The following is a 21,791-nucleotide window of genomic DNA, read 5'->3' on the forward strand; positions in this document are numbered from 1 at the left end:
CCCTGTAAAATACAGAGAATTAGCAGCCTAGAACATAGTGTTTTTATTAAGTTCCCATTTTAAGGGTTCAGTGCCTAGTAGTCTGGAATGTTTTTTTATTATAATTTATGATGGATCAACTTGTTTGATCGCAGGTTTTTCAAATGTCATTTCAGTCCCATGACCATTTACTGTAATCACCACTGATGTTTCATCCACAGCTTTGACTGTTCCTTTGATTCCACCAATTGTTGTGATTTTTTGACCTGCTTCAATACGACTAATCATTTCACGATGCTCTTTTGCTCGTTTTTGTTGTGGTCTTATTAAAAAGAAATAAAAAACTATAATTAAAATTATAGGCAAGATTAATGCTGAAACATTCATTATGTTGTTCTCCTTATTAAAAGTTTTTAGGGTTCTCTACATTTAGTCCATATTGTTCAAAAAACTCTGCTTTAAAATCTAATAAACGATCTTCTCGAATGGCTTGTCTAATATCTTCCATTAATTTTAGCAGAAAATGTAAATTATGAATAGTAGTAAGACGGATACCAAACGTTTCCTCTGCTTTAATTAAATGTCTAATATATGCACGTGTATAATTCTTACAAGTATAGCAATCACAATTTTCATCTATAGGACTAAAATCATCTGCATATTTAGCATTTTTTATAACTAATCTTCCTTGCGAGGTCATACATGTTCCATTTCTAGCTATGCGTGTTGGTAACACACAATCAAACATATCCATACCACGAATGCTGCATTCTATTAATGCATCAGGTGAACCTACTCCCATTAAGTATCTAGGTTTATCTTCTGGCATAAATTGAACTGTATGTTCAACCATGTCATACATCACTGGTTTTGGTTCACCTACAGATAAACCACCAATAGCATATCCAGGAAAATCCAATGATACAAGTTCTTTAGCACTTTGTTCTCTTAAATCTTTGTACTCTCCACCTTGTATTATACCAAATAATGCTTGATCTTCTGGACGTTGATGTGCTTCAAGACATCGTTTAGCCCATCTCGTTGTTCGTTCAATGGAATCTTTTACGTATTTATATTCAGCAGGCATAGGCGGACACTCATCAAATGCCATCATAATATCTGAACCTAAGTCATTTTGAATTTGCATTGATTTTTCTGGGCTTAAAAACAACTTAGAGCCATTTGTGTGGTGTCTAAATTCTACACCCTCTTCTGATATTTTTCTAAGATTACTCAAACTAAATACTTGGAAACCACCAGAATCTGTAAGAATAGGGCCATCCCAATTCATGAACTTATGTAAGCCCCCAGCTTGTTTGATAATATCATTTCCAGGTTGTAACCACAAATGATACGTATTTCCCAATATAATTTTAGCTTCAATTTGTCTTAACTCTTCTGGACTCATTGTTTTAACCGTTGCTTTCGTACCTACTGGCATGAACATAGGTGTTTCAAATGAGCCATGGGGTGTATGAACAATACCTAAACGTGCACCTGATTGCTTACATGTTTTAATGTGCTCATAAGTTACTGCTGGCATAATCTGTACCTCTCATTCATTAAATTATTAACATTGCATCTCCAAAACTAAAGAATCTATATTTAAGTTTTACCGCTTCTTTATAAGCATGTAAAATATATTCTCGACTACTAAAAGCAGAGACTAACATCACTAATGTTGACTTAGGCAAGTGGAAATTAGTAATCAATCCATCTATGGCTTTATATTCAAATCCCGGATAAATAAATATATCTGTCCAACCACTTGTTGCAATAAATTGCTCATAATCACGACGAATTGTTTCTAACGTTCTGGTAGAAGTTGTACCTACAGAAATAATTCTATGACCATTCTCTTTAGTTTGATTTAGAATATCTGCAGTTTCTTCAGTCATTTGATAGTATTCACTATGCATTTCATGATCATTGATATCCTCTACACTTACTGGTCTAAAAGTACCTAGGCCAACATGTAGTGTAATAAATGCTATATTAACACCTTTATCTTTTATTTTTTGCAAAAGTTCATCTGTAAAATGTAATCCTGCAGTTGGTGCTGCAGCAGAACCACTTTCTTTAGCATACACAGTTTGATATCGATCCGGATCATCTAAACGCTCTTTAATATAAGGGGGTAAAGGCATTTCTCCTAACTCATCTAAACGTTCTTCTAAAATACCTTCATAATGAAGACGCATAATACGTCCACCTTGTTCTAACTCTTTTATACATTCAGCAATGATTTTCCCCTCACCAAATGATAAAGTATTACCTACTTTAATACGTTTCGCTGGTTTTAATAATACTTCCCAGTCATTTCCCTCTATCCTAGTAAGCATTAGCATTTCTACCTTCGCACCTGTTTCTTCTTTTAAACCGAATAAACGTGCCGGCATTACACGTGTGTCATTTAATACTAATGTATCTCCTGGCTTAAAATAATCAATAACATCTGTAAAATGTTTATGTTCAATCTTTCCTGTCTCTCTACCTAGCACAAGTAATCTACTTTGATCTCTATTTTTTAAAGGCGTCTGAGCAATTAACGATTCAGGTAAATGATAATCAAACTCCTCAACGTTCATATTATTCCCTCATTCTTTAATTTTTTTGAAATGTTCATAGGCAAATGGTGTTGCTTTTCTACCTCTTGGTGTTCGTTCTATAAATCCTTTTTGTATTAAAAAAGGTTCATATACATCTTCAATTGTAATACGTTCTTCTCCAATAGACACTGCTATCGTATCAAGTCCCACTGGACCACCATTATATTGATTAATAATACAATTCATCATTTTATGATCAATATAATCTAAACCTTCTTCATCCACTTGTAATAAGTTTAAAGCTTGCTTTGTTGTTTCAATATAAATTTGTTCATCTTCATTTACTTGTTGAAAATCTCTTACTCTCTTTAATAATCGATTTGCAACACGAGGTGTTCCTCTTGAACGTTTAGCAAGCTCAATTGCACTTTCATCATCAATATTTGTACCTAACACCTCAGCAGTTCGAATAATAATTTCTTTCAAATCTACATCCGAATAGTACTCTAATCTTAAATGAACGCCAAATCGATCTCTTAATGGACCTGTTAAACTTCCTGCACGTGTTGTCGCGCCTACTAATGTAAATGGTGGTAAATCAATACGTATACTACGTGCTTCATCACCTTTACCAATAATAATATCTAAGAAGAAATCTTCCATAGCAGAGTATAAAACTTCTTCTACTACACTACTTAATCGATGTATTTCATCAATAAATAAAACATCACCAGGTTGTAATCCAGATAAAATCGCTGCTAAATCTCCAGGTCGCTCTAATGATGGACCAGATACAGTTCTTATATTTACTTCCATTTCATTTGCAATAATATTTGAAAGTGTTGTTTTACCTAATCCTGGAGGACCAAAAAGTAATACATGATCTAATGGTTCATCTCTTAATTTAGCCGCTTTTATAAAAACTTCTAAATTATTTTTTATCGATGATTGTCCAATATATTGTTTTAAATTAGTTGGTCTGAGTGAGAATTCGAAAGAAGATTCTTCATTGTGTAATGATTGATCTACCATTCTATCATCCATATTTATCCCCCCAGTTATCATTCATAATATTAAGATACAAGTGTTTTCAAACCAATTTTAACCGCTTCATCGACAGACTGAACAGCTGTTTTATTAAGCACTTTTTCAACTTTAGATAGTTCTCTTTTAGAGTATCCTAAAGCTGCAAGCGCTAATAACGCTTCATTAATTAAATTGTCATTTTCTTTAACTTGTCCGTCAACCTGTAATAAGGTTTCACTAGTTTCTTCTGTAATTTTAACTTTACCTTTTAAATCCAATACAATTTGTCGTGCAGTCTTTTTACCTATACCAGGAAATTTCGTTAGATAAGCGTCATTTTCATTTTCAATGGCACGTTTAACTTCGTTTGGTGTACTTGTTGCTAGAATAGCTAAAGCAGATTTAGGGCCTATACCTGTCACTTTTATTAAGCTTAAGAACATATCTTTTTCTTCTTCGCTAATAAAACCATATAGTAATTGTGCGTCTTCTCTTACAATTAGTGAAGTAAATACTTTACATTTTTGATTTAAATATTTTTGAAATCGATATGAATTGGGAGTTTGAATTTCATAACCGATACCATTTGACGTTTCTACAACAATATGTGTTGGAAACAGCTGAGACAAATGTCCTTTTATATAAGCGTACATAGATACCTTCCTTACATACTCATACTAATTAATTCAACTTTATAAACATGTTGAATGTTTCTCAAAGTGCCCATAACTTTTTCTATTGATAATGATTGATCTTTTGCACTCAAAGAGAGTGTAATCGTTGCTTTTTCTTCCATTGGAACACTTTGATGAATAGTTAAAACGGATAAATCTAATTCTGAAATAGTTTGTAATACTTGAGCAAGCATTCCTACAATATCATTAACATAGAGAATTAAGGTGAACTCACGATGTTCCAAAATCTTTTCATCTACAGGAAAAATAGTCTCTCTATATTTATAAAAAGCACTCCGTGACAGATTAAACTGTTTAACTGCTTCGTAAATGGACAGTGTTGAATCATTTTTTAAGGCATCTTTAATCTTCAGCGTTTTAACCACTGATTCTGGTAAAACGTCTTCCCGTATTAAATAAAACTTTTTATAATCTTTACTGTCCACTTAAACGTCCTCCTATTCGACGAATTCAAATTCTCCTCCAAGTATTCTAACAATATCACCATTACTACATCCACGCTCTCTAAGTGCATCATCAATACCCATAGAGCGCATTTGACGTGCAAATCGTCTTACTGCTGGATCACTATTAAAGTCTGTCATTTTGAACATACGTTCAATTGCATTACCGCTTACTACATAAGCACCATCATCATCTCTTGTAATCGTAAATTTATCTTGAGATGGTGTATGTTTATATAGTACACGATTGACTCCTGCGTCTTCGTCTTCTTCTACACTAAAGTCAATGTCTTTTACTTCTTCTAATTTATCAGCAATTGTATATAGTAATTGATCAATATTATCTCTTGTAATTGTAGAAATTGGAACAATAGTTACATCTTTGTCAATTTCTTCTTTAAATAATTCTAGGTTATCCTTTGATTCTGGTATATCCATTTTATTTGCTACTATAATTTGAGGTCTATCCTCTAATCTTTGTTTATAATTTACCAATTCTTTATTGATAATTTGATAATCTTCAAATGGATCCCTACCTTCAGAACCACTCATATCTATCATATGAACGATTACTTTCGTTCTCTCAACATGACGTAAAAATTGATGACCTAAACCAACACCTTCTGAAGCACCTTTGATTAAACCAGGTAAATCTGCCATAACAAAACTTCTATGATCAGGTGTTGAAACCACACCTAAATTAGGTTTTATTGTAGTAAAATGGTAAGCGCCAATTTTAGGTTTTGCCTTAGATACAATAGATAATAATGTTGATTTTCCTACACTTGGGAATCCAACGAGTCCCACATCAGCAAGTAGCTTTAATTCCAAGGTAACATCTAATTCTTCCCCAGGTTCTCCATTTTCACTAAAGTCTGGAGCTGGATTTCGAGGTGTTGCAAAACGTGAGTTTCCTCGGCCTCCTCGGCCTCCTCGAGCAATGACTGCACGTTGCCCTTCTTCGACTAGATCTGCTAAAACCTCTTCAGTTTCTACACTTTTAATAATTGTACCAGGTGGCACTTTTAAAACTAAATCTTCAGCATTTTTACCATGCATATTACTGCTTTGACCATTTTCACCTTTTTTAGCCTTAAAATGACGTTGAAATCTGAAATCTAACAGTGTTCTTAAGCCTTCATCAACTTCAAAAATAACTGAAGCACCTTTACCTCCATCACCACCGGCAGGACCACCAAATGGTACATATTTTTCTCTACGATAAGCCGTAATTCCATTACCTCCATCGCCAGCTTTTAGAGATATTTTAACTTGATCGACAAACATATATCTCACCTCTTTTTATATATTTTATTAATTTATCGCTAATATTATATCATTAACTCTAAAATGATAAATTCTATTATAATAACTTTTAAACAAAAAATAAAACACCAGAAGTCTTCACTTCTGGTGTTAACTAGACAAAAATTATTCAGCTACTGCATATACAGAAACTTGTTTTTTGTCGCGACCTTTACGTTCAAAACGCACAACGCCGTCGATTTTAGCGAATAATGTATCATCGCCACCACGACCTACATTTTCACCAGCATAAATTTTAGTACCGCGTTGACGATATAAAATTGAGCCACCTGTTACGAATTGACCGTCTGCACGTTTAGCACCTAAACGTTTAGATTCTGAGTCACGACCGTTTTTTGTAGAACTTACCCCTTTTTTAGATGCGAAGAATTGTAAGTTTAATTTTAACATCGGGATACACCTCACTTATAATTTAATCTGATATTTTCATTATATTCATCTTCAATCGTTTGTAAAGAAACAAGCATTGCTTGAAGAATTAATTGTGCTTGCTCATTGTTAGTGTCTACTGATCTAATATGGAAATGACCTCCATCATCATTATAATCAATATCCGGCTTTTCAGAAGTTAAACTCAAAATGGCATTTACACTTCCAAAAAGAACAGCTGAGGCACCTGCACAAACAATATCATAGCCATAATCACCATGATTAGCATGTCCATCCATAATGACGTCTGTTACTTTACCTTCATCATTAATTGAAATATCAACAGTAATCATAATTAAGCGTTGATTTTATCAATTGTTAATTTAGTATAAGGTTGACGATGACCTTTTTTACGTTTTGAATCTTTACGACGTTTGTAAGTGAAAACAGTAATTTTTTTACCACGACCTTGTTTATTTACAGTAGCAGTTACTGTAGCACCCTCAACAGTTGGAGCACCAACTTTAACTGAATCTCCACCTACAAATAATACTTTATCAAATGTGAATGAATCACCTTCATTAACATCTAATTTTTCAACGAAGATTTCTTGACCTTCTTCTACTTTAATTTGTTTACCGCCAGTTTCGATAATAGCAAACATACCTTGCACCTCCTATAATTATAAGTCACGCCATATACAGGTGATAAAATAATAATATTTTAACGCTTAAACCTGTATTTGTGCGGTTGTATGTAGCTATAAAACTACTCAACTACTGCATCTTACCATTACTTATATTCAATGTCAATCTATTATATCGGCTTTTTAAAAATTTTCAAGAATATAGGCATAAAAATAATCAATAAAACAATATTTAATATCAGTGTTGGAATAACACGAAGTAATATAAAGTTTAGTAAATCAAATTCAGCATAGCCAATGATAGAGTATATGATTGCTACAAATATTTCAAGAATCACTACGCCAACAATACTGAACCAATAAACCATCATGTAATCTCGGTAAAAAATTTTCAAGAATTTATTAAATATTGTTACTATGAATATATAACCAAACATATATAACCCATAGACACTACCAAAGTAAATGTCAGTAATAACACCTAAAAAAATACTTAATAATAAAGTAACCATAAACGGTCTATAAATTGATAAAAGTATTAGATACATTAAAGTTAAATGAGGAACTAAGATAAATGTTAAGTTGCCTATATGAAATGGAATGACTAAACCAATAAGCGCATCAAGATAAAAAACGATGATACCGATAATTATATATACGAACGTTTTCATTATCGATTCTCACTTTCATTGATATCCATATTATTACTTCTTTTCGCTATATATACATGTTGAATATCTGATAAGTTAGCTCCAGTTTTCACCCTCACTTCTTTTGCTAAACCATATTCATCATTTTCTACCTTCGTCACTTCTCCTATGTATAAGTCACTTGGCAATTGATCAGCTAATCCACTTGTTACTACTTTATCACCTTCTGAAATTTTATCTTTATTATTGATATTACTAATAATTAACTCTTGTTTTTTAATATCATAGTGATCAATTAATCCAAAAACATTTTTAGAATGATGTTGAATATTGACTGATAATTTTCCAGCTCTTGTATTCGTTGAGAGTAAATCAACTTGAGAAGAAAATTGATTTACTTTTGTTATTCTTCCTACTAAGCCATCACTTGTAAACACTGCCATGTTATTGCTTACACCAGCTTTTTTACCTTTATCAATAATTACGGTATTCATCCACTGATCTGGATTACGTGCTATAACAGCACCCGAAATTGCATCGTATTTTGAAGCATCGGTCATATCAAGTTCTTTTTTTAAGTTTTTATTTTCAGCTTCTAATGCCTCATTTTTTGCTTTTAATTGATTAACTTCTTTATTACTAGATTTGTTAGAATTAAAAAAGTTACCAATTGCTCCAGTCACAAAATTTACTGGGTAACTAATTACTCTCTGACCAAATGATACTGAGTCCCCCACATATTGCTCAGGAGGTGATTGAGTTTGTGAACGAATGGACAAACCAATCAATGCAATAAAAATAATTATTGCACAAAAAACAACAATTAACTTGTTATTTTTGAAAAAATTTATCACTCATAACACCTCTATTTTTTATTTTAAACTATTATATTCTATTTTATATTACTCTAAGATTGAAATAAAGAATAATATAAAATATTATATTCAAATAATAAAAAAGGAACAAGTTAGAATCTTCTTTAAATCCTAATACTTGTTCCTATCAAATAACATCATATTGAATTATACAATTTTCTTTTAATTTTATGATTCTTTATTCGGCTTATCTTTTTTATCTTCTTCATAGAGCGTTTCATCTTTTCTCCATTTAGAAAATAAATTTTGTGCTTTTGCTTGTTCATTTGCTTGTTTTTCTTTAGATTGTTCAGACATATATTACACCAACCTTCAAATGATTATAATATCTATTTAGACACTAACGCATTTATTTATTTTTTTCAAATTATATTTATTAATACTCATTTTGAGTTTTTAAAGTTATTGATTGTCCTAGACGATTTAATTCTTGTTCCATTTCAATTTCCGTACTAAATACTTTAATCGTCTCACTTCCGAATTTGTAAATGATAAATTCATTATTTCTTTGCCCCGCAATATAGTGGTCATTAAATCCCATTCTTCCTAAACCAGAAACTTCCATAAATTCTTTTTTATCTATAAATTTAAATACATTTCTCGTTTGATTGTCAGGAATATTTTGAAGTAAATTATTTTCTTCTATGACATAACTTTTACCATTCGTGGGCACTGGTGTTGATGTTTGGTTACTTGGCGCAGGTCCAAATTGATTATTGAGAGATTGATTCATTGGATTCCAGTCCTGTTCTCTTAAAAAAGGGGCATATTTTAATGCAAAATATACAATACCGAGGATTGCAATAACTGCTACTATATTTTTAAAAATGCTAAAAAACGTTCGCAATAAAATCCCTCCAATTTTAAATCTAAATCATTATAAATATAAAATAGGTTTTATCCATCGGTCTAAAGAAGTAAATTAAGTAAATTCTAAAGACTGATTAACATTTTGTTAAAATATATTATAATAATAAATATAACTTGTAAAATTAATTTAGAGGAGTGTGAGAAATGAACATTCTTACAATTATTTTACTTATCTTGCTTGCAGTTATACTTTTTAAAGTAGGTTTTGCACTTTTAAGATTTTTAATTTCTGCTACCTTTATCATTCTAGGATTATATTTAGCCTATCAAGGCATACTTTGGATTTTAGAAAATTTTAATGTGCTTTCAGCTTATATAAGATAATTAAAAGCTAGTTACTTTTCAATGTAAATGATTCAATCCTAATTGCTCTGTGATTGTATTTTACAAAAAGTTAACTAGCTTTATTTTCGATTGCTTTGAGACAAATATTCATAAATTTTGTATATAGCTGATAATAGTAACCCAAATATCGTTCCAGTTACTATATCACTAATGAGTAATAGATATAATTGAGTATGCGAGTGATTTACGAATACTCCGATAAAAGAAAAAATTGTTATACCAACAATTGATAACAGCACAGTATTAAACATTTCTTTTAAACGAATTGTTTTTTGTTTAATATTCAATCTCATTATGTAAATAATAGGTATTAAAATTCCTATGATTAAAAATAGCGTCATCTTGCACCTTCTAAATAATTTATTTAGGACCTATTATACTAAATTTTTAACAACGAGACTATAAAAACGTTTTAATTTCTTATACGAAGTATCCTTCTTCTACCAGACTAGTAAATTTTTGATCACCGATAATAATGTGATCGAGTAATTCAATACCTAGAATTTGACCACATTCTTTAAGTCTAATTGTAGTAGCAATATCTTCTTTTGAAGGAGTCACATCTCCAGATGGATGATTATGAATCACAATTACTGCATTACTTGAAGCTCTAATGGCAGCATTAAAGACTTCTCTAGGATGTATTACTGAAGAATTTAATGTTCCTATAAATATAGTTTCTTCTTTAATCACTACATTTTTAGTATTTAAAAATAAAGCAATTAAATGCTCTTGAGTCAAATCTTTCATTTTAGACATCATCATATCTGCGACATCTTCAGGAGATTTAATCTTTACTTTTTCAATCGAATTACGTTTATTTATTCTTTCTCCCAATTCAAAAGCTGCTTTTAATGTTACTGCTTTATGTCTCCCTATGCCTTTTATTTTTAACAAATCATTTATTGAAAGTAACTTCAATTCTTTTAAATTATTCACTTTATTAATAATCTCATTTGCAATATCAATACTTGAACATCCTTGTCGTCCAGTATTAATTAAAATTGCTAATAGTTCACTATTAGATAAACTTTTTTCACCATATTGAATAAGTCTTTCTCTAGGAAGCTCACTTTTAGCCATATCTTTAATTTTCAAAAACATCACCTTTTCTTTATTAGTTACATAATATTATCGGAAAAATTAATTAATACAATATAGGAGATTGAGATAAAAGGAATAAGTGGGATTTTATGAATCATAAAACGATACATAATAATAAAAAAAACTATACTAATTACACAAGTTAACAATAATAGATGAAGCATAAATTCATAAGTATAAAATAAAGAAAGTAAACTAAGTAATAAAATATCACCGTAACCTATACTTTTTGGATTCAACAGAAAAAATGTGTGTAATAGAAAGAAAATAATTATAAATGAAATATAATGTACTGAAGAAATATATATACCAGTAAAGAAAAAAACGAGGATTAAGTTACTGTTGATTGTTAATGTTTCAATATCAGTTATAGACATCGTTATTAACATTAAACAAGTTAATATAAAGAGAGAATAATTTATATGTATGTGTGTAAATAATACATACGGCACAATAAGAAACGATAATACTTCGCCAATAAAATAGGATCTTTTTAAAGTGTTTGAACAACATCTTGAGTGTCCTTTTAAGTATATGAAACTTAATAATGGTATTGTGTCAAACCATTTTAATAGTGTATGACAATAATCACATTGTGAACGTTGTTTGAAATATTGAAGATTTACATCCTCTACACTCGAAAATTGATATAAAAAACTAAATATCACACTACACATAAATGCTAATAATAATATTATTCTAACCACCTCTTATCATTCATTATAACTAAAATAAGGTCTAAGTAAATGTTATATTGATCGGTTACATTAAATTCATTTCAAAAAATAAACTTATCTTCTTGAAAGCATTTTAAATTTGATAAATACGAATAAATCATCTTAGAAAATAACTAGATTACTCTTAATCACATCAATTCTATAATTAATAAAAAAAGCTATAAGGAAGTTTCATTTTAACTTTCCTTATAGCTATATTTAGATATTTAAAATATTATATATTATGAATCAAATTTAACTTTCGATTTCACTTCACTTATAAAATATAAGCTACCCGTAATCAATAAACCATTACCATCATAACGATTTATAAAATCAACATAGTTATCAATATATTCGATATTATCAGTATCTATACTTTCAAGTAATTCTTTTTTAGACAAGGCTTTATGAAAATCAAATTCAGTAAAATAAAATGTACTAGCTAAGTTTTGTAATTTACTTAACATTTCCATCACAGGTTTACCTTTAATTGCCGAAAATAAAACATCCATTTTCTCAAGATCATAATAATTTTTGATTGTTGAAACTAATGCTTCCACACTTTCATTATTATGCGCTCCATCAATTATAATAAGAGGGCTTTCTTTAACCTGCTCAATACGCCCTGTCCAACAAACACTTTCAATAGCATCAATCATTTTATTAAAATCTAATTCAATAATATTTTCTTCATTCAACTCTATTAGAGCTGTAATAGCTAATGAAGCATTTTCTTTTTGATGCTCACCTATCATATCTAAGAGAATTGTTTCTAACTCATAATCTTTATATCTATAAGTAAACTCATCATCTTCAGATATAATAATGATTTCTCTATCAAGTTCAATTGGCTTTGCGTTCTGATTTTCCGCTAAACCGCGAATATATTTTAAAGCTTCCTCATTTTTCACTGCATAAATGACTGGTACATTAGGTTTAATGATTGCACCTTTATCTTTTGCGATATCTAAATAAGTACTTCCTAAAATATCAGTGTGATCTAATCCTATACTTGTCAAAATTGAAAGAATAGGATTAAACACATTAGTTGAATCATTTTTAATTCCTAGTCCCGCTTCTACAATAACGAAATCTACAGGATGTATGTCCCCAAAATATAAAAACATCATTGTTGTTATAATTTCAAATTCTGTTGCGGAGCCGAGTTCAGTTTCTTGTTCTAACGCTTCACTTACTGGTTTAACTCGTTCTACTAGTTCAACTATTTCGTCATTTGAAATTGGATAACCATTTAAACTAATTCGTTCGTTAAATGTTTCAATAAAAGGAGAAGTAAATGTTCCGACTTCATATCCATTCTCAACTAATGCAGCTCTTAAATAAGCTACTGTAGAACCTTTTCCGTTTGTTCCACCCACATGAATACCGCGAATATTTAATTGAGGATTATTTAAGTGGTTAAGCATCCATTCCATTCTTTTAACACCAGGTTTAATACCAAACTTAGTGCGCTCATGTATCCAATATAAACTATCTAGGTAGTTCATTGACAATTCTCCTATGCTTTTAATTGTTCAATTCTGTTTTTAACACCATTATATTTTTCTTGATATTTTTGTTGCTTTTCACGCTCTTCATTTATAATCTTTTCAGGTGCTTTATTAACAAAATTCTCATTTGATAATTTTTTATCAACACGGTCTAACTCTTTTTGAAGTTTGTCTAATTCTTTCTCTAAGCGTTCAATTTCTTTATCCATATCGATAAGTCCCTCTAATGGTAAAACTACTTTACCAGCAACAACTACCGCCGTCATTGCTTTTTCAGGAATATCTATATTTGTATCAATAGTTAATTCACTTGGATTACAAAATCTATGAATATAATCGGCATTTTCTTCTAAAGTTACTTTAGTTTCTTCATTTTTAGCCTGAATCAGAATAGGAATTGATTTAGAAAGTGGTGTATTTACTTCTACTCGTGATTGTCTCACAGATTTAATAATTTCAACTAATTGTTCCATTGTTTGTTTACTTTCATCAAACACAAATTCTTCTTTAACTGTTGGCCAAGCTGCTTTTACAATTGTTTCTCCTTCATGTGGTAAACTTTGCCAAATTTTTTCAGTTACAAATGGCATAAATGGATGTAACATTCTCATTATTTGATCAAGTGTATAACTTAGCACAGAACGTGTTGTTTGTTTTTGACCTTCATCTTCACCGTTCATTGGAATTTTACTCATTTCAATATACCAATCGCAGAATTCATCCCAAATAAAGTTGTATAGAGCACGTCCAACTTCACCAAATTCATATTTTTCACTTAGGTTTGTAACCGTCTCTATTGTTTCATTTAATCGAGTCAAAATCCATTTATCCGCTAAAGATAGATTACCAGATAAATCAATATCTTCTACTTTAAAGTCCTCTCCAATATTCATCAAGCTAAAGCGAGCACCGTTCCAAATTTTATTAATAAAGTTCCACACAGATTCAACTTTTTCAGTAGAATAACGTAAGTCGTTTCCTGGAGAAGAACCAGTTGCTAAGAAGTAGCGTAAACTATCTGCTCCGTATTTTTCGATGACATCCATTGGGTCTACACCATTACCGAGTGATTTACTCATTTTACGACCGTCTTCAGCTCTTACTAGGCCATGAAGAAGTACATCATTAAATGGTCGTTTACCAGTAAATTCTAATCCTTGGAAAATCATTCTTGCTACCCAGAAGAAGATAATATCATAACCAGTTACAAGAACATTCGTTGGATAGTAATGTTGGTAATCTTTTACTTCTTCATTAGGCCAACCTAAAGTTGAAAATGGCCATAATGCACTTGAGAACCATGTATCTAACACATCTTCATCTTGAGTCCAATTTTCGATATCAGCTGGTGCTTCTTCACCAACATAAACCTCGCCTGTTTCATTATGATACCAAGCTGGAATTTGGTGACCCCACCATAATTGTCTAGAAATTGTCCAATCTCTAATTTCTTCCATCCAACGGTTAAATGTATTTTCAAAACGTGGTGGATAAAAATCAATTCGATTATCTGTTTTTTGATTATCTAGTGCTTGTTGTGCAAGTGGTTTCATTTTTACAAACCATTGTGTAGATAAATAAGGTTCTACTACTGCACCAGAACGTTCCGAATGACCAACAGAATGCATATGTTCTTCAATTTTAATTACCAATTCTTGAGCTTTTAAATCTTCTACTAATTTTTTACGACATTCGAAGCGGTCTAAACCAGCATATTGATCTGCATTGTCGTTCATTTTTCCATTTTCATCCATAACAATAATGTTTTCTAACTTATGTCTTTGACCAATTTCGAAGTCATTAGGATCATGTGCCGGTGTTACTTTCATAGCACCACTACCAAATTCAATATCAACATACTCATCTGCTAAAATTGGTAATTCTCTACCTACAATCGGTAAAATCACTTTTTTGCCGATAACATCTTTATAACGATCATCATGTGGATTAACCACAATAGCAGTATCACCTAGCATAGTTTCAGGACGAGTCGTAGCTATTTCAATATAACCATTACCGTCAGCATAAGGATATTTAAAATGGTAAAAATGACCTTGAACATCTTCATGAATCACTTCTATATCTGATAATGCAGTACGTGCAACTGGGTCCCAGTTTATAATACGCTCTCCACGATAAATAATACCCTTGTTATATAAATCGACAAATACTTTTCTAACTGCTTTACTTAATCCATCATCAAGAGTAAAACGTTCTCTACTATAATCAAGACCTAAGCCTAATTTAGCCCATTGTTTACGAATAAAAGATGCATATTCTTCTTTCCAAGACCAAGCATGTTCTAAAAATTTTTCACGTCCTATATCATGACGAGAAATACCTTGTTCCTTTAATTTAGCATCTACTTTAGCTTGTGTTGCAATACCTGCATGGTCCATACCAGGTAAATACAGTGTATCGTATCCTTGCATACGTTTCATTCGAGTAATAATATCTTGTAATGTTGTATCCCAAGCATGTCCTAAATGTAATTTACCAGTTACATTTGGTGGTGGAATAACAATAGTATATGTTTCTCTAGATTCATCTTCTAGAGGTTTAAAATATTCATTTTTCACCCATTCTTCATAACGCCCCGCTTCAACTTCACGAGGATTATACTTTGATTCCATTTTCATTGATATAACCTCCTAAAATAAAAAAGCATCCTTCCTAATGTATAGGACGGATGCTCCGTGGTACCACCTAAATTCAAGACGATACCTTAATATCTTCTTGCACTTATTTATGATTAACGCTCATACACGCTTTTACCTACTATTATATATGTATTCAATAAAAGAACTTGTGGGCTACCTTCAGTTTGATCCTTATACATATTTACACCATCCATATGCTCTCTTTAATAAGTATCAAACGTACTCTTCCCAAAAAATATATTTAATTACTAATTAATAGTATAATAGAAAGCAATGATAAGTCAATCTTTTGGAGGAATATTTATGAACGCATGTGCCTTTGGAACAAAGAACCCTGTTTATTTAGAATATCATGATAAGGTATGGGGACAACCTGATTTTAATAGTCTTTCACTTTTCAAATTACTTGCACTTGAATCTCAACATGCTGGTTTATCTTGGTTAACCATATTAAAAAAGAAAGAGGATTACGAAAAAGCTTTTTATCATTTTGATCCTATCAAAATTTCAAAAATGACTGTGAAGGATATTGATGCTTTAATGACTTTTCCAAATATCATACATAATAGAAAGAAACTAGAAGCCATAGTATCTCAAGCCAAAGGTTATTTACAAATTGAAAAAGAATATGGTAGTTTCAGTAAATTTTTATGGTCATATGTTGATGGACATCCTATTGATTTGCACTATAAAACTCCTTCAGAACGTATCACTGTTGATGAAAGAGCAAAACAACTTTCAAAAGATTTAAAAGCTTATGGTTTTAAGTTTATAGGCCCTGTAACAGTATTCTCTTTTATGGAAGCGGCTGGTTTATATGATGCTCATTTAGAAGGATGTCCTTCAAAACCTAATCATTAAATATTGAAAGGAGTGAGACAGAATTCATTTTGAATTCGCTGTTTCACTCCCTTTTATTTATCATCAATTTTTTGTCGTTTTAAAAAGTAATTAATTATTGGTGCTACTAAAAATAATATAAAAAATATTCTAAAAATATGAAAACTTGATATCTTAGCAACATCTGCACCAGTAGCTATGGCAACTAACACAATTTGACTCATTCCTCCAGGCGCCCCACCTAAAAATAATTCGTTTAATGGATGATGAGTGAACAAATGAACAATAAAGACCATCAAAAATGAACCTAAAATTAAACATATATTTTGATATATAATTGCTATGGCAATGCGTCCTTTTAAATCACTTAGTAAATGTGCAATTTGTAAGCCAATTCTAATCATATAAATCACTTGTGCAGAAGCAAGAATATAGTTATCTAAAGTAAAAGTCATATGTGTAGATAAGTTCCAAACAATTAAAACAGCAATTGGAGCTAATAATTGTTTTGTTGGGAAATTTATTTTCGACATAAAGAAATAAACAATAGCTATAATAATCATAATTAAAGCAATTTGTGGAACATTTAAGGCTTTTGTTAATGGTGTTGCTTTATGAATCATTTCTTCACTAGATGATGAATTGCTAAATAAAAAAGTAATAAGTGGTACAAGTACTACTACAAAAATAACTCTAGAAGTTTGAGTCAAACTTACAACTAAGATATTCGCTTTTTTATCTTCTTCAGCCATAATTAACATTTGGCTTAAAGCGCCAGGTATAACACTCAATATAGCAGTTTCAGTATTGACTCTTGCAATTTTTTTAAAAAAATAAGCAATCAATAATGATAACGTAATGAGCAAGACAGTCACTATGACAATGATTGACCAATCATTTTTGATATCATTAATGACTTTTGACGTAAAAGTCGAACCGATTTGTACTCCGAGTAATACTAAGCCAATTTGACTAATCCAAAATGGCCATTTGACATTTAATTTTAGCACTTTAACCACAATAATCGAGGCTATAATAGGCCCAAACATAAATGGCAAAAGTATATGAGATGCTTTTAATATTAAACTAATTATGATTGCTATTAATAATAAAATAATATTATTTAGCCAAATTCGTCTCAAACATTATCACTTCTTTCTATACTAAAAGCATTTAAATTAAAAAAAGTGGAACGGTGATATAATCTCATCTTTGTTCCACTTTTATTATATTAACTTTTAAATATTAAACAATTCTGCTTAATGCATTATCAAAAGCATGAATCGTTTTTTCGATATCTTCTTTAGTATGTGCAGTAGATAAGAATGTTCCTTCAAATTGAGAAGGTGGTAAGAATATGCCTTCTTTAGCCATTTCTCTATACATATTACTAAATAGCTCTAAATCACTTTGATTCGCTTCTTCAAAGTTGGTTACAGGTCCTTTATTTAAGAAATAACCAATCATAGAACCAGCTCTATTTACTGTAATAGGAACATTGTGTTTAGCAAATACCTCTTTAAGTCCTTTTTCTAATATATCGCCTAATTCTTGGAAATACTCATATGATTCAGGCGTTAATTGATTTAGTGTTTCATAACCACTTGTCATTGCTAAAGGATTACCAGACAGAGTTCCCGCTTGATAAATATTACCTACTGGGGCAATTTTATCCATAATTTCTTTTTTGCCTCCAAAAGCACCTACAGGTAAACCACCGCCAATCACTTTTCCTAAGCATGTGATATCTGGTGTCACACCAAAATAACCTTGAGCACAGTTATACCCTACTCGGAAACCTGTCATGACTTCATCAAAGATAAGTAAAGAACCATATTCTTTAGTGACTTCCCTTAATCCTTCTAAGAAACCTTTTTTAGGAGGAACAACCCCCATATTTCCTGCAACTGGTTCTACTATCACACCAGCAATATCATCTCCATAATTTTCAAATGCTACTTTAATCGCCTCTAAATCATTATAAGGTACTGTAATTGTGTTTTTAGCTGTGCCTTCAGGTACTCCTGGTGAATCTGGAAGACCTAAAGTTGCTACACCAGAACCTGCTTTGATAAGCAAAGAATCACTATGTCCATGATAGCATCCTTCAAACTTAACGATTTTATTTTTACCAGTATAACCTCTAGCAAGTCTCAATGCCGCTAAAGTAGCTTCAGTACCTGAAGAAACCATTCTTACTTTTTCAATTGAAGGCACTCTTTCAATTACAAGTTCAGCTAATTTATTTTCTTCTAGTGTTGAAGCACCAAAACTAGTGCCTTTATCTACAGCATCATGTAATTTACTAATGACTTGTTTATTTTTATGACCTAAAATTAATGGTCCCCAGCTTAATACATAATCAATGTATTCATTGCCATCTATATCATAAATTTTCGAACCTTCACCATGATCCATAAAAATTGCTGGTGTATCTACTGATTTAAATGCTCTTACAGGGCTATTGACACCACCAGGCATAAGTGTTTCAGCAATGTGCATTGCTTCTTGTGATTTTTCATAAGTCATTAACTCGTTCCTCCTTAACCATTATTTATCTAAGTAACGGCAAATATCTTTCGCGAAATAAGTAATAATCATATCTGCGCCAGCACGTTTCATTGATACCATTTGTTCCATAACTATACGTTCCTCATCTATCCAACCATTTAGTGACGCTGCTTTTGTCATAGCATATTCACCACTAACATTATATGCAATAACAGGAATATTAGTATTATTTTTTACATCTCTAACAATGTCTAAATAACTTAAAGCTGGTTTAACAATCATCATGTCTGCACCTTCTTTTAAGTCACTTTCTAATTCTCTTAGCGCTTCTAAACGATTGGCTGGATCCATTTGATATGTTTTTCTATCTCCAAATGAAGGAGCTGAATCTGCAGCATCTCTAAATGGTCCAAAGAAACTAGAAGCATATTTAATGCCATAGCTCATAATTGGAACATTATAGTAACCTGCATCATCTAAACCTTGTCGAATTTCAGTAACAAAACCATCCATCATATTGCTTGGAGCAATAATATCAGCACCAGCTTCAACTTGAGAAATTGCTGTTTTAACTAATAACGGTAAAGATTTGTCATTATCAACATCATGAGTATGATCGTCAATCACACCGCAGTGACCATGATCAGTATATTCACATAAACAAGTATCAGCAACAATTAATAAATCCTTATGAAGTTTTTTTGCTCGACGTGTTGCCTCTTGAACGATACCATTATGATCATATGCACCAGAACCTACTTCGTCTTTTTCATTAGGTACGCCAAAGAACATAATCGCTCTAATGCCTAACTCATAAGCTTCATTAATTTCTTCATCTAATAGATTTAAACTTATTTGGTAAACACCCGGTAACGATTTAATTTCACTTTTAACATTATCTTTTTCTACTACAAAGATTGGATAAATTAAATCTTCTTTTCTAATATAATTTTCTCTTACTAAACTTCTCATTGTAGCTGAAGAACGTAATCTTCTATGTCTATCGAATTTCATTATTTATTCCTACTTTCTAAAAATGTGTTTATTAATGCTTCAGAAGTTTGTTTATCTGCAATATAAGGTTCATAACCGTATGCTCTTATGCTATTTGCAGTTTGTTGACCTATAGCATAGTAATTTTTAAAATGCTTAGGAAATGCCTCACTAAAATAATAACGCACTGCAGATGAACTTGAAAATGTTAATGCTTCAACTTGATTATGTTGAATTAAATTGATAACTTCAATAATGTTTTCTCTATTAGGTATAGGCGTATACAAGTCAATTTTTACAACATTATTATATTTAGAGAGAAATTGTTGCAATTTTGGTCTTGCCAGTGCACTACTTGGAATCAAAATAGATGAATTTTTTAAATTTAATCCTTCTAACAATCCTTCTTGTGAATAATCATTTGGTATAAAGTCTATATTTATACCTAAACGTTTACATAACTGTGCAGTTTTAGCACCTACTACTGCAACATGTTTTACATTAATGTACTCTAAATATTTATAAAATAAACGTACAGCATTCTTTGAAGAAAAAATAAGCCAGTCATAATCATGATGCAAGAGTTGAGTATCAAATTCAAGTGATTGAATTTTAATAAATGGCTTATGAATAACATCTACCATATTACTTTGTACTTTACTCGTTTGCGTCATAACTATAACTGGTTTCATTTAACTATAACACCTCTACTATGATTTAGTATTATTGTGGTGCTTCCTCGTTTAATTTTCTTATAATTTCATATGCACCTTGTTCTTTAAGAATCTCACTTACTCTGTTGCCTAATTTTACAGGATCAGTCCCTACTTCAGTGTGTTCATAACGCTCTTTACCATCTGGCGTCATGATTAAACCTGTAAACTCAATTTCTTTATTACTGTTGTATTTCGCATATCCACCAATTGGAACTTGGCAACTTCCGTCCATTGCAGCTAAAAATGTTCGTTCAGCTGTCACACAATTTGCCACTTCATCATTATGAACTTTTTTAAGTAACTCGAGTAGTTCAGTATCATTACTGCGACACTCAATTCCAAGGGCACCTTGACCAATTGCTGGTAGTAATATGTCTTTATCTAAATAAGTTGTTACTACGTCATCAGACCAGCCCATACGTTTAAGGCCTGCTGCTGCTAAAATAATAGCATCATAATCTTCTGTTTCTAATTTATTTAGACGTGTATCAATATTTCCACGGATCCATTTAATTTTAAGATGAGGATATTTAGATAATATTTGTGCACCTCTTCTTAAGGAACTTGTACCAACTATACTATTTTTAGGAAGTTCGTCTAACGGCACGTGATTTTTAGCAATGTAGGCATCAAAAGGTATTTCCCTATCAGGAATACAACCTAATGTTAAACCCTCTGGGATAATACTAGGAACATCTTTTAATGAGTGTATTGCCATATCGATATCTGTATTAAATAGTTCATTTTGAATCTCTTTAACAAATAGGCCTTTTCCTCCAACCTTAGATAGTTGTTGATTCACAATTCGATCTCCCTTTGTGACAATCTCTTTAATTTCAATTTCTAAAGATGGATTAATTGCTTTTAATTTATCAATGAATTGTTTACTTTGCGTTAAAGCAAGTTTACTTCTACGTGAACCCACAACTAATTTACGCATAAATAAGGCCCCCTACATAAGATT

26 protein-coding genes and 2 other annotated features are annotated in these 21,791 nt (G+C 31.2%); of the genes, 2 read left to right on the forward strand and 24 right to left on the reverse strand.

Annotated features, from left to right (window positions below; translation table 11 throughout):
• Nucleotides 1–105: 105 nt before the first annotated feature.
• The 14 genes from yajC to AC2FB1_RS06330 all read right to left on the reverse strand — a co-directional run bounded on the left by yajC (nucleotide 106) and on the right by AC2FB1_RS06330 (nucleotide 9,405).
• On the reverse strand, nucleotides 106–366 hold the full coding sequence (yajC, locus tag AC2FB1_RS06265; RefSeq protein ID WP_490674425.1) for a preprotein translocase subunit YajC: 261 nt from the start codon (nucleotides 364–366) through the stop codon (nucleotides 106–108).
• 16 nt (nucleotides 367–382) lie between these two features.
• The gene (gene tgt, locus AC2FB1_RS06270) at nucleotides 383–1,522 is read right to left on the reverse strand and encodes a tRNA guanosine(34) transglycosylase Tgt (protein ID WP_490674426.1); all 1,140 of its coding nucleotides are present in this window, start codon (nucleotides 1,520–1,522) and stop codon (nucleotides 383–385) included.
• A 19-nt stretch (nucleotides 1,523–1,541) separates the two neighbouring features.
• Entirely contained in the window at nucleotides 1,542–2,567 is a 1,026-nt protein-coding gene (queA, locus tag AC2FB1_RS06275; RefSeq protein WP_490674427.1) for a tRNA preQ1(34) S-adenosylmethionine ribosyltransferase-isomerase QueA, read from the reverse strand.
• Between the two features lie 9 nt (nucleotides 2,568–2,576).
• Nucleotides 2,577–3,572 carry a Holliday junction branch migration DNA helicase RuvB gene (gene ruvB, locus AC2FB1_RS06280; RefSeq protein ID WP_490674428.1) on the reverse strand — a complete coding sequence of 332 codons (996 nt, stop codon included), beginning with the start codon at nucleotides 3,570–3,572 and terminating at the stop codon, nucleotides 2,577–2,579.
• A gap of 29 nt (nucleotides 3,573–3,601) precedes the next feature.
• On the reverse strand, nucleotides 3,602–4,207 hold the full coding sequence (gene ruvA / locus AC2FB1_RS06285; protein WP_490674429.1) for a Holliday junction branch migration protein RuvA: 606 nt from the start codon (nucleotides 4,205–4,207) through the stop codon (nucleotides 3,602–3,604).
• A gap of 11 nt (nucleotides 4,208–4,218) precedes the next feature.
• Nucleotides 4,219–4,674: an ACT domain-containing protein gene (locus AC2FB1_RS06290; RefSeq protein ID WP_490674430.1), complete on the reverse strand. Its 456-nt coding sequence runs from the start codon at nucleotides 4,672–4,674 to the stop codon at nucleotides 4,219–4,221.
• 12 nt (nucleotides 4,675–4,686) lie between these two features.
• Complete coding sequence (gene obgE / locus AC2FB1_RS06295; protein ID WP_490674431.1) at nucleotides 4,687–5,979, reverse strand: GTPase ObgE; 1,293 nt, start codon at nucleotides 5,977–5,979, stop codon at nucleotides 4,687–4,689.
• A gap of 144 nt (nucleotides 5,980–6,123) precedes the next feature.
• Nucleotides 6,124–6,408: a 50S ribosomal protein L27 gene (rpmA, locus tag AC2FB1_RS06300; protein WP_002449010.1), complete on the reverse strand. Its 285-nt coding sequence runs from the start codon at nucleotides 6,406–6,408 to the stop codon at nucleotides 6,124–6,126.
• 11 nt (nucleotides 6,409–6,419) lie between these two features.
• Nucleotides 6,420–6,740 (reverse strand): ribosomal-processing cysteine protease Prp, encoded by a 321-nt coding sequence (locus tag AC2FB1_RS06305; protein WP_070715618.1) that lies wholly within the window; start codon nucleotides 6,738–6,740, stop codon nucleotides 6,420–6,422.
• 2 nt (nucleotides 6,741–6,742) lie between these two features.
• A complete protein-coding gene (gene rplU / locus AC2FB1_RS06310) occupies nucleotides 6,743–7,051 on the reverse strand; it encodes a 50S ribosomal protein L21 (protein WP_002448968.1) in 309 nt (102 codons plus the stop codon).
• A 13-nt stretch (nucleotides 7,052–7,064) separates the two neighbouring features.
• Nucleotides 7,065–7,149: a sequence feature (ribosomal protein L21 leader region), on the reverse strand.
• Between the two features lie 54 nt (nucleotides 7,150–7,203).
• Entirely contained in the window at nucleotides 7,204–7,704 is a 501-nt protein-coding gene (gene mreD, locus AC2FB1_RS06315; RefSeq protein ID WP_490674432.1) for a rod shape-determining protein MreD, read from the reverse strand.
• The gene (mreC, locus tag AC2FB1_RS06320) at nucleotides 7,704–8,537 is read right to left on the reverse strand and encodes a rod shape-determining protein MreC (RefSeq protein ID WP_490674433.1); all 834 of its coding nucleotides are present in this window, start codon (nucleotides 8,535–8,537) and stop codon (nucleotides 7,704–7,706) included. Before mreC ends, mreD begins: the two co-directional genes overlap by 1 nt.
• Before the next feature lie 189 nt (nucleotides 8,538–8,726).
• Nucleotides 8,727–8,855: a hypothetical protein gene (locus tag AC2FB1_RS06325; RefSeq protein WP_017176153.1), complete on the reverse strand. Its 129-nt coding sequence runs from the start codon at nucleotides 8,853–8,855 to the stop codon at nucleotides 8,727–8,729.
• A 79-nt stretch (nucleotides 8,856–8,934) separates the two neighbouring features.
• The gene (locus AC2FB1_RS06330; protein WP_490674434.1) at nucleotides 8,935–9,405 is read right to left on the reverse strand and encodes a DUF4930 family protein; all 471 of its coding nucleotides are present in this window, start codon (nucleotides 9,403–9,405) and stop codon (nucleotides 8,935–8,937) included.
• A 167-nt stretch (nucleotides 9,406–9,572) separates the two neighbouring features.
• Between AC2FB1_RS06330 and AC2FB1_RS06335 the strand changes: the two genes are divergently transcribed.
• Nucleotides 9,573–9,752 (forward strand): hypothetical protein, encoded by a 180-nt coding sequence (locus tag AC2FB1_RS06335; protein WP_490674435.1) that lies wholly within the window; start codon nucleotides 9,573–9,575, stop codon nucleotides 9,750–9,752.
• Between the two features lie 80 nt (nucleotides 9,753–9,832).
• On the opposite strand, the gene AC2FB1_RS06340 is transcribed toward AC2FB1_RS06335, so the two are convergent.
• The 5 genes from AC2FB1_RS06340 to AC2FB1_RS06360 form a co-directional block, all read right to left on the reverse strand.
• The gene (locus AC2FB1_RS06340; RefSeq protein ID WP_490674436.1) at nucleotides 9,833–10,114 is read right to left on the reverse strand and encodes a hypothetical protein; all 282 of its coding nucleotides are present in this window, start codon (nucleotides 10,112–10,114) and stop codon (nucleotides 9,833–9,835) included.
• Nucleotides 10,115–10,193: 79 nt separating this feature from the next.
• The gene (gene radC / locus AC2FB1_RS06345; RefSeq protein WP_490674437.1) at nucleotides 10,194–10,871 is read right to left on the reverse strand and encodes a RadC family protein; all 678 of its coding nucleotides are present in this window, start codon (nucleotides 10,869–10,871) and stop codon (nucleotides 10,194–10,196) included.
• Nucleotides 10,872–10,894: 23 nt separating this feature from the next.
• On the reverse strand, nucleotides 10,895–11,554 hold the full coding sequence (locus tag AC2FB1_RS06350) for a prepilin peptidase (RefSeq protein WP_490674468.1): 660 nt from the start codon (nucleotides 11,552–11,554) through the stop codon (nucleotides 10,895–10,897).
• A gap of 281 nt (nucleotides 11,555–11,835) precedes the next feature.
• Nucleotides 11,836–13,104, reverse strand: a complete 1,269-nt coding sequence (locus AC2FB1_RS06355) for a bifunctional folylpolyglutamate synthase/dihydrofolate synthase (RefSeq protein ID WP_490674438.1) — start codon at nucleotides 13,102–13,104, stop codon at nucleotides 11,836–11,838.
• A gap of 11 nt (nucleotides 13,105–13,115) precedes the next feature.
• Nucleotides 13,116–15,746: a valine--tRNA ligase gene (locus AC2FB1_RS06360; RefSeq protein WP_490674439.1), complete on the reverse strand. Its 2,631-nt coding sequence runs from the start codon at nucleotides 15,744–15,746 to the stop codon at nucleotides 13,116–13,118.
• 39 nt (nucleotides 15,747–15,785) lie between these two features.
• Nucleotides 15,786–16,012: a binding site (T-box leader), on the reverse strand.
• A 58-nt stretch (nucleotides 16,013–16,070) separates the two neighbouring features.
• Between AC2FB1_RS06360 and AC2FB1_RS06365 the strand changes: the two genes are divergently transcribed.
• Nucleotides 16,071–16,628 carry a DNA-3-methyladenine glycosylase I gene (locus AC2FB1_RS06365; RefSeq protein WP_490674440.1) on the forward strand — a complete coding sequence of 186 codons (558 nt, stop codon included), beginning with the start codon at nucleotides 16,071–16,073 and terminating at the stop codon, nucleotides 16,626–16,628.
• Between the two features lie 53 nt (nucleotides 16,629–16,681).
• Here AC2FB1_RS06365 and AC2FB1_RS06370 read toward each other — a convergent pair whose 3' ends face one another.
• The 5 genes from AC2FB1_RS06370 to hemC all read right to left on the reverse strand — a co-directional run bounded on the left by AC2FB1_RS06370 (nucleotide 16,682) and on the right by hemC (nucleotide 21,767).
• Nucleotides 16,682–17,749 carry an AbrB family transcriptional regulator gene (locus tag AC2FB1_RS06370; protein ID WP_490674441.1) on the reverse strand — a complete coding sequence of 356 codons (1,068 nt, stop codon included), beginning with the start codon at nucleotides 17,747–17,749 and terminating at the stop codon, nucleotides 16,682–16,684.
• 103 nt (nucleotides 17,750–17,852) lie between these two features.
• Complete coding sequence (hemL, locus tag AC2FB1_RS06375) at nucleotides 17,853–19,136, reverse strand: glutamate-1-semialdehyde 2,1-aminomutase (RefSeq protein WP_490674442.1); 1,284 nt, start codon at nucleotides 19,134–19,136, stop codon at nucleotides 17,853–17,855.
• Nucleotides 19,137–19,157: 21 nt separating this feature from the next.
• Nucleotides 19,158–20,132, reverse strand: a complete 975-nt coding sequence (gene hemB / locus AC2FB1_RS06380; RefSeq protein ID WP_490674443.1) for a porphobilinogen synthase — start codon at nucleotides 20,130–20,132, stop codon at nucleotides 19,158–19,160.
• Entirely contained in the window at nucleotides 20,132–20,803 is a 672-nt protein-coding gene (locus AC2FB1_RS06385; RefSeq protein ID WP_490674444.1) for a uroporphyrinogen-III synthase, read from the reverse strand. Before AC2FB1_RS06385 ends, hemB begins: the two co-directional genes overlap by 1 nt.
• A gap of 31 nt (nucleotides 20,804–20,834) precedes the next feature.
• Nucleotides 20,835–21,767, reverse strand: coding sequence for a hydroxymethylbilane synthase (gene hemC, locus AC2FB1_RS06390; protein WP_490674445.1), 933 nt, complete (start codon nucleotides 21,765–21,767; stop codon nucleotides 20,835–20,837).
• Nucleotides 21,768–21,791 lie beyond the last annotated feature (24 nt).

Source organism: Staphylococcus sp. CoH_129_LAB_1, assembly GCF_058191515.1.

What these genes read in the sequence shown, in the direction of transcription:
- tgt (WP_490674426.1), bottom strand. Translation starts at nt 1,522, where the DNA reads ATGCCAGCAGTAACTTATGAGCACATTAAAACATGTAAGCAATCAGGT.
- hemC (WP_490674445.1), bottom strand. Translation starts at nt 21,767, where the DNA reads ATGCGTAAATTAGTTGTGGGTTCACGTAGAAGTAAACTTGCTTTAACG.
- rplU (WP_002448968.1), bottom strand. Translation starts at nt 7,051, where the DNA reads ATGTTTGCTATTATCGAAACTGGCGGTAAACAAATTAAAGTAGAAGAA.
- queA (WP_490674427.1), bottom strand. Translation starts at nt 2,567, where the DNA reads ATGAACGTTGAGGAGTTTGATTATCATTTACCTGAATCGTTAATTGCT.
- AC2FB1_RS06360 (WP_490674439.1), bottom strand. Translation starts at nt 15,746, where the DNA reads ATGAAAATGGAATCAAAGTATAATCCTCGTGAAGTTGAAGCGGGGCGT.
- AC2FB1_RS06340 (WP_490674436.1), bottom strand. Translation starts at nt 10,114, where the DNA reads ATGACGCTATTTTTAATCATAGGAATTTTAATACCTATTATTTACATA.
- hemB (WP_490674443.1), bottom strand. Translation starts at nt 20,132, where the DNA reads ATGAAATTCGATAGACATAGAAGATTACGTTCTTCAGCTACAATGAGA.
- obgE (WP_490674431.1), bottom strand. Translation starts at nt 5,979, where the DNA reads ATGTTTGTCGATCAAGTTAAAATATCTCTAAAAGCTGGCGATGGAGGT.
- AC2FB1_RS06365 (WP_490674440.1), top strand. Translation starts at nt 16,071, where the DNA reads ATGAACGCATGTGCCTTTGGAACAAAGAACCCTGTTTATTTAGAATAT.
- ruvA (WP_490674429.1), bottom strand. Translation starts at nt 4,207, where the DNA reads ATGTACGCTTATATAAAAGGACATTTGTCTCAGCTGTTTCCAACACAT.
- AC2FB1_RS06355 (WP_490674438.1), bottom strand. Translation starts at nt 13,104, where the DNA reads ATGAACTACCTAGATAGTTTATATTGGATACATGAGCGCACTAAGTTT.
- AC2FB1_RS06305 (WP_070715618.1), bottom strand. Translation starts at nt 6,740, where the DNA reads ATGATTACTGTTGATATTTCAATTAATGATGAAGGTAAAGTAACAGAC.
- AC2FB1_RS06335 (WP_490674435.1), top strand. Translation starts at nt 9,573, where the DNA reads ATGAACATTCTTACAATTATTTTACTTATCTTGCTTGCAGTTATACTT.
- AC2FB1_RS06325 (WP_017176153.1), bottom strand. Translation starts at nt 8,855, where the DNA reads ATGTCTGAACAATCTAAAGAAAAACAAGCAAATGAACAAGCAAAAGCA.
- AC2FB1_RS06350 (WP_490674468.1), bottom strand. Translation starts at nt 11,554, where the DNA reads ATGTGTAGTGTGATATTTAGTTTTTTATATCAATTTTCGAGTGTAGAG.
- AC2FB1_RS06385 (WP_490674444.1), bottom strand. Translation starts at nt 20,803, where the DNA reads ATGAAACCAGTTATAGTTATGACGCAAACGAGTAAAGTACAAAGTAAT.
- ruvB (WP_490674428.1), bottom strand. Translation starts at nt 3,572, where the DNA reads ATGGATGATAGAATGGTAGATCAATCATTACACAATGAAGAATCTTCT.
- rpmA (WP_002449010.1), bottom strand. Translation starts at nt 6,408, where the DNA reads ATGTTAAAATTAAACTTACAATTCTTCGCATCTAAAAAAGGGGTAAGT.
- hemL (WP_490674442.1), bottom strand. Translation starts at nt 19,136, where the DNA reads ATGACTTATGAAAAATCACAAGAAGCAATGCACATTGCTGAAACACTT.
- yajC (WP_490674425.1), bottom strand. Translation starts at nt 366, where the DNA reads ATGAATGTTTCAGCATTAATCTTGCCTATAATTTTAATTATAGTTTTT.
- mreD (WP_490674432.1), bottom strand. Translation starts at nt 7,704, where the DNA reads ATGAAAACGTTCGTATATATAATTATCGGTATCATCGTTTTTTATCTT.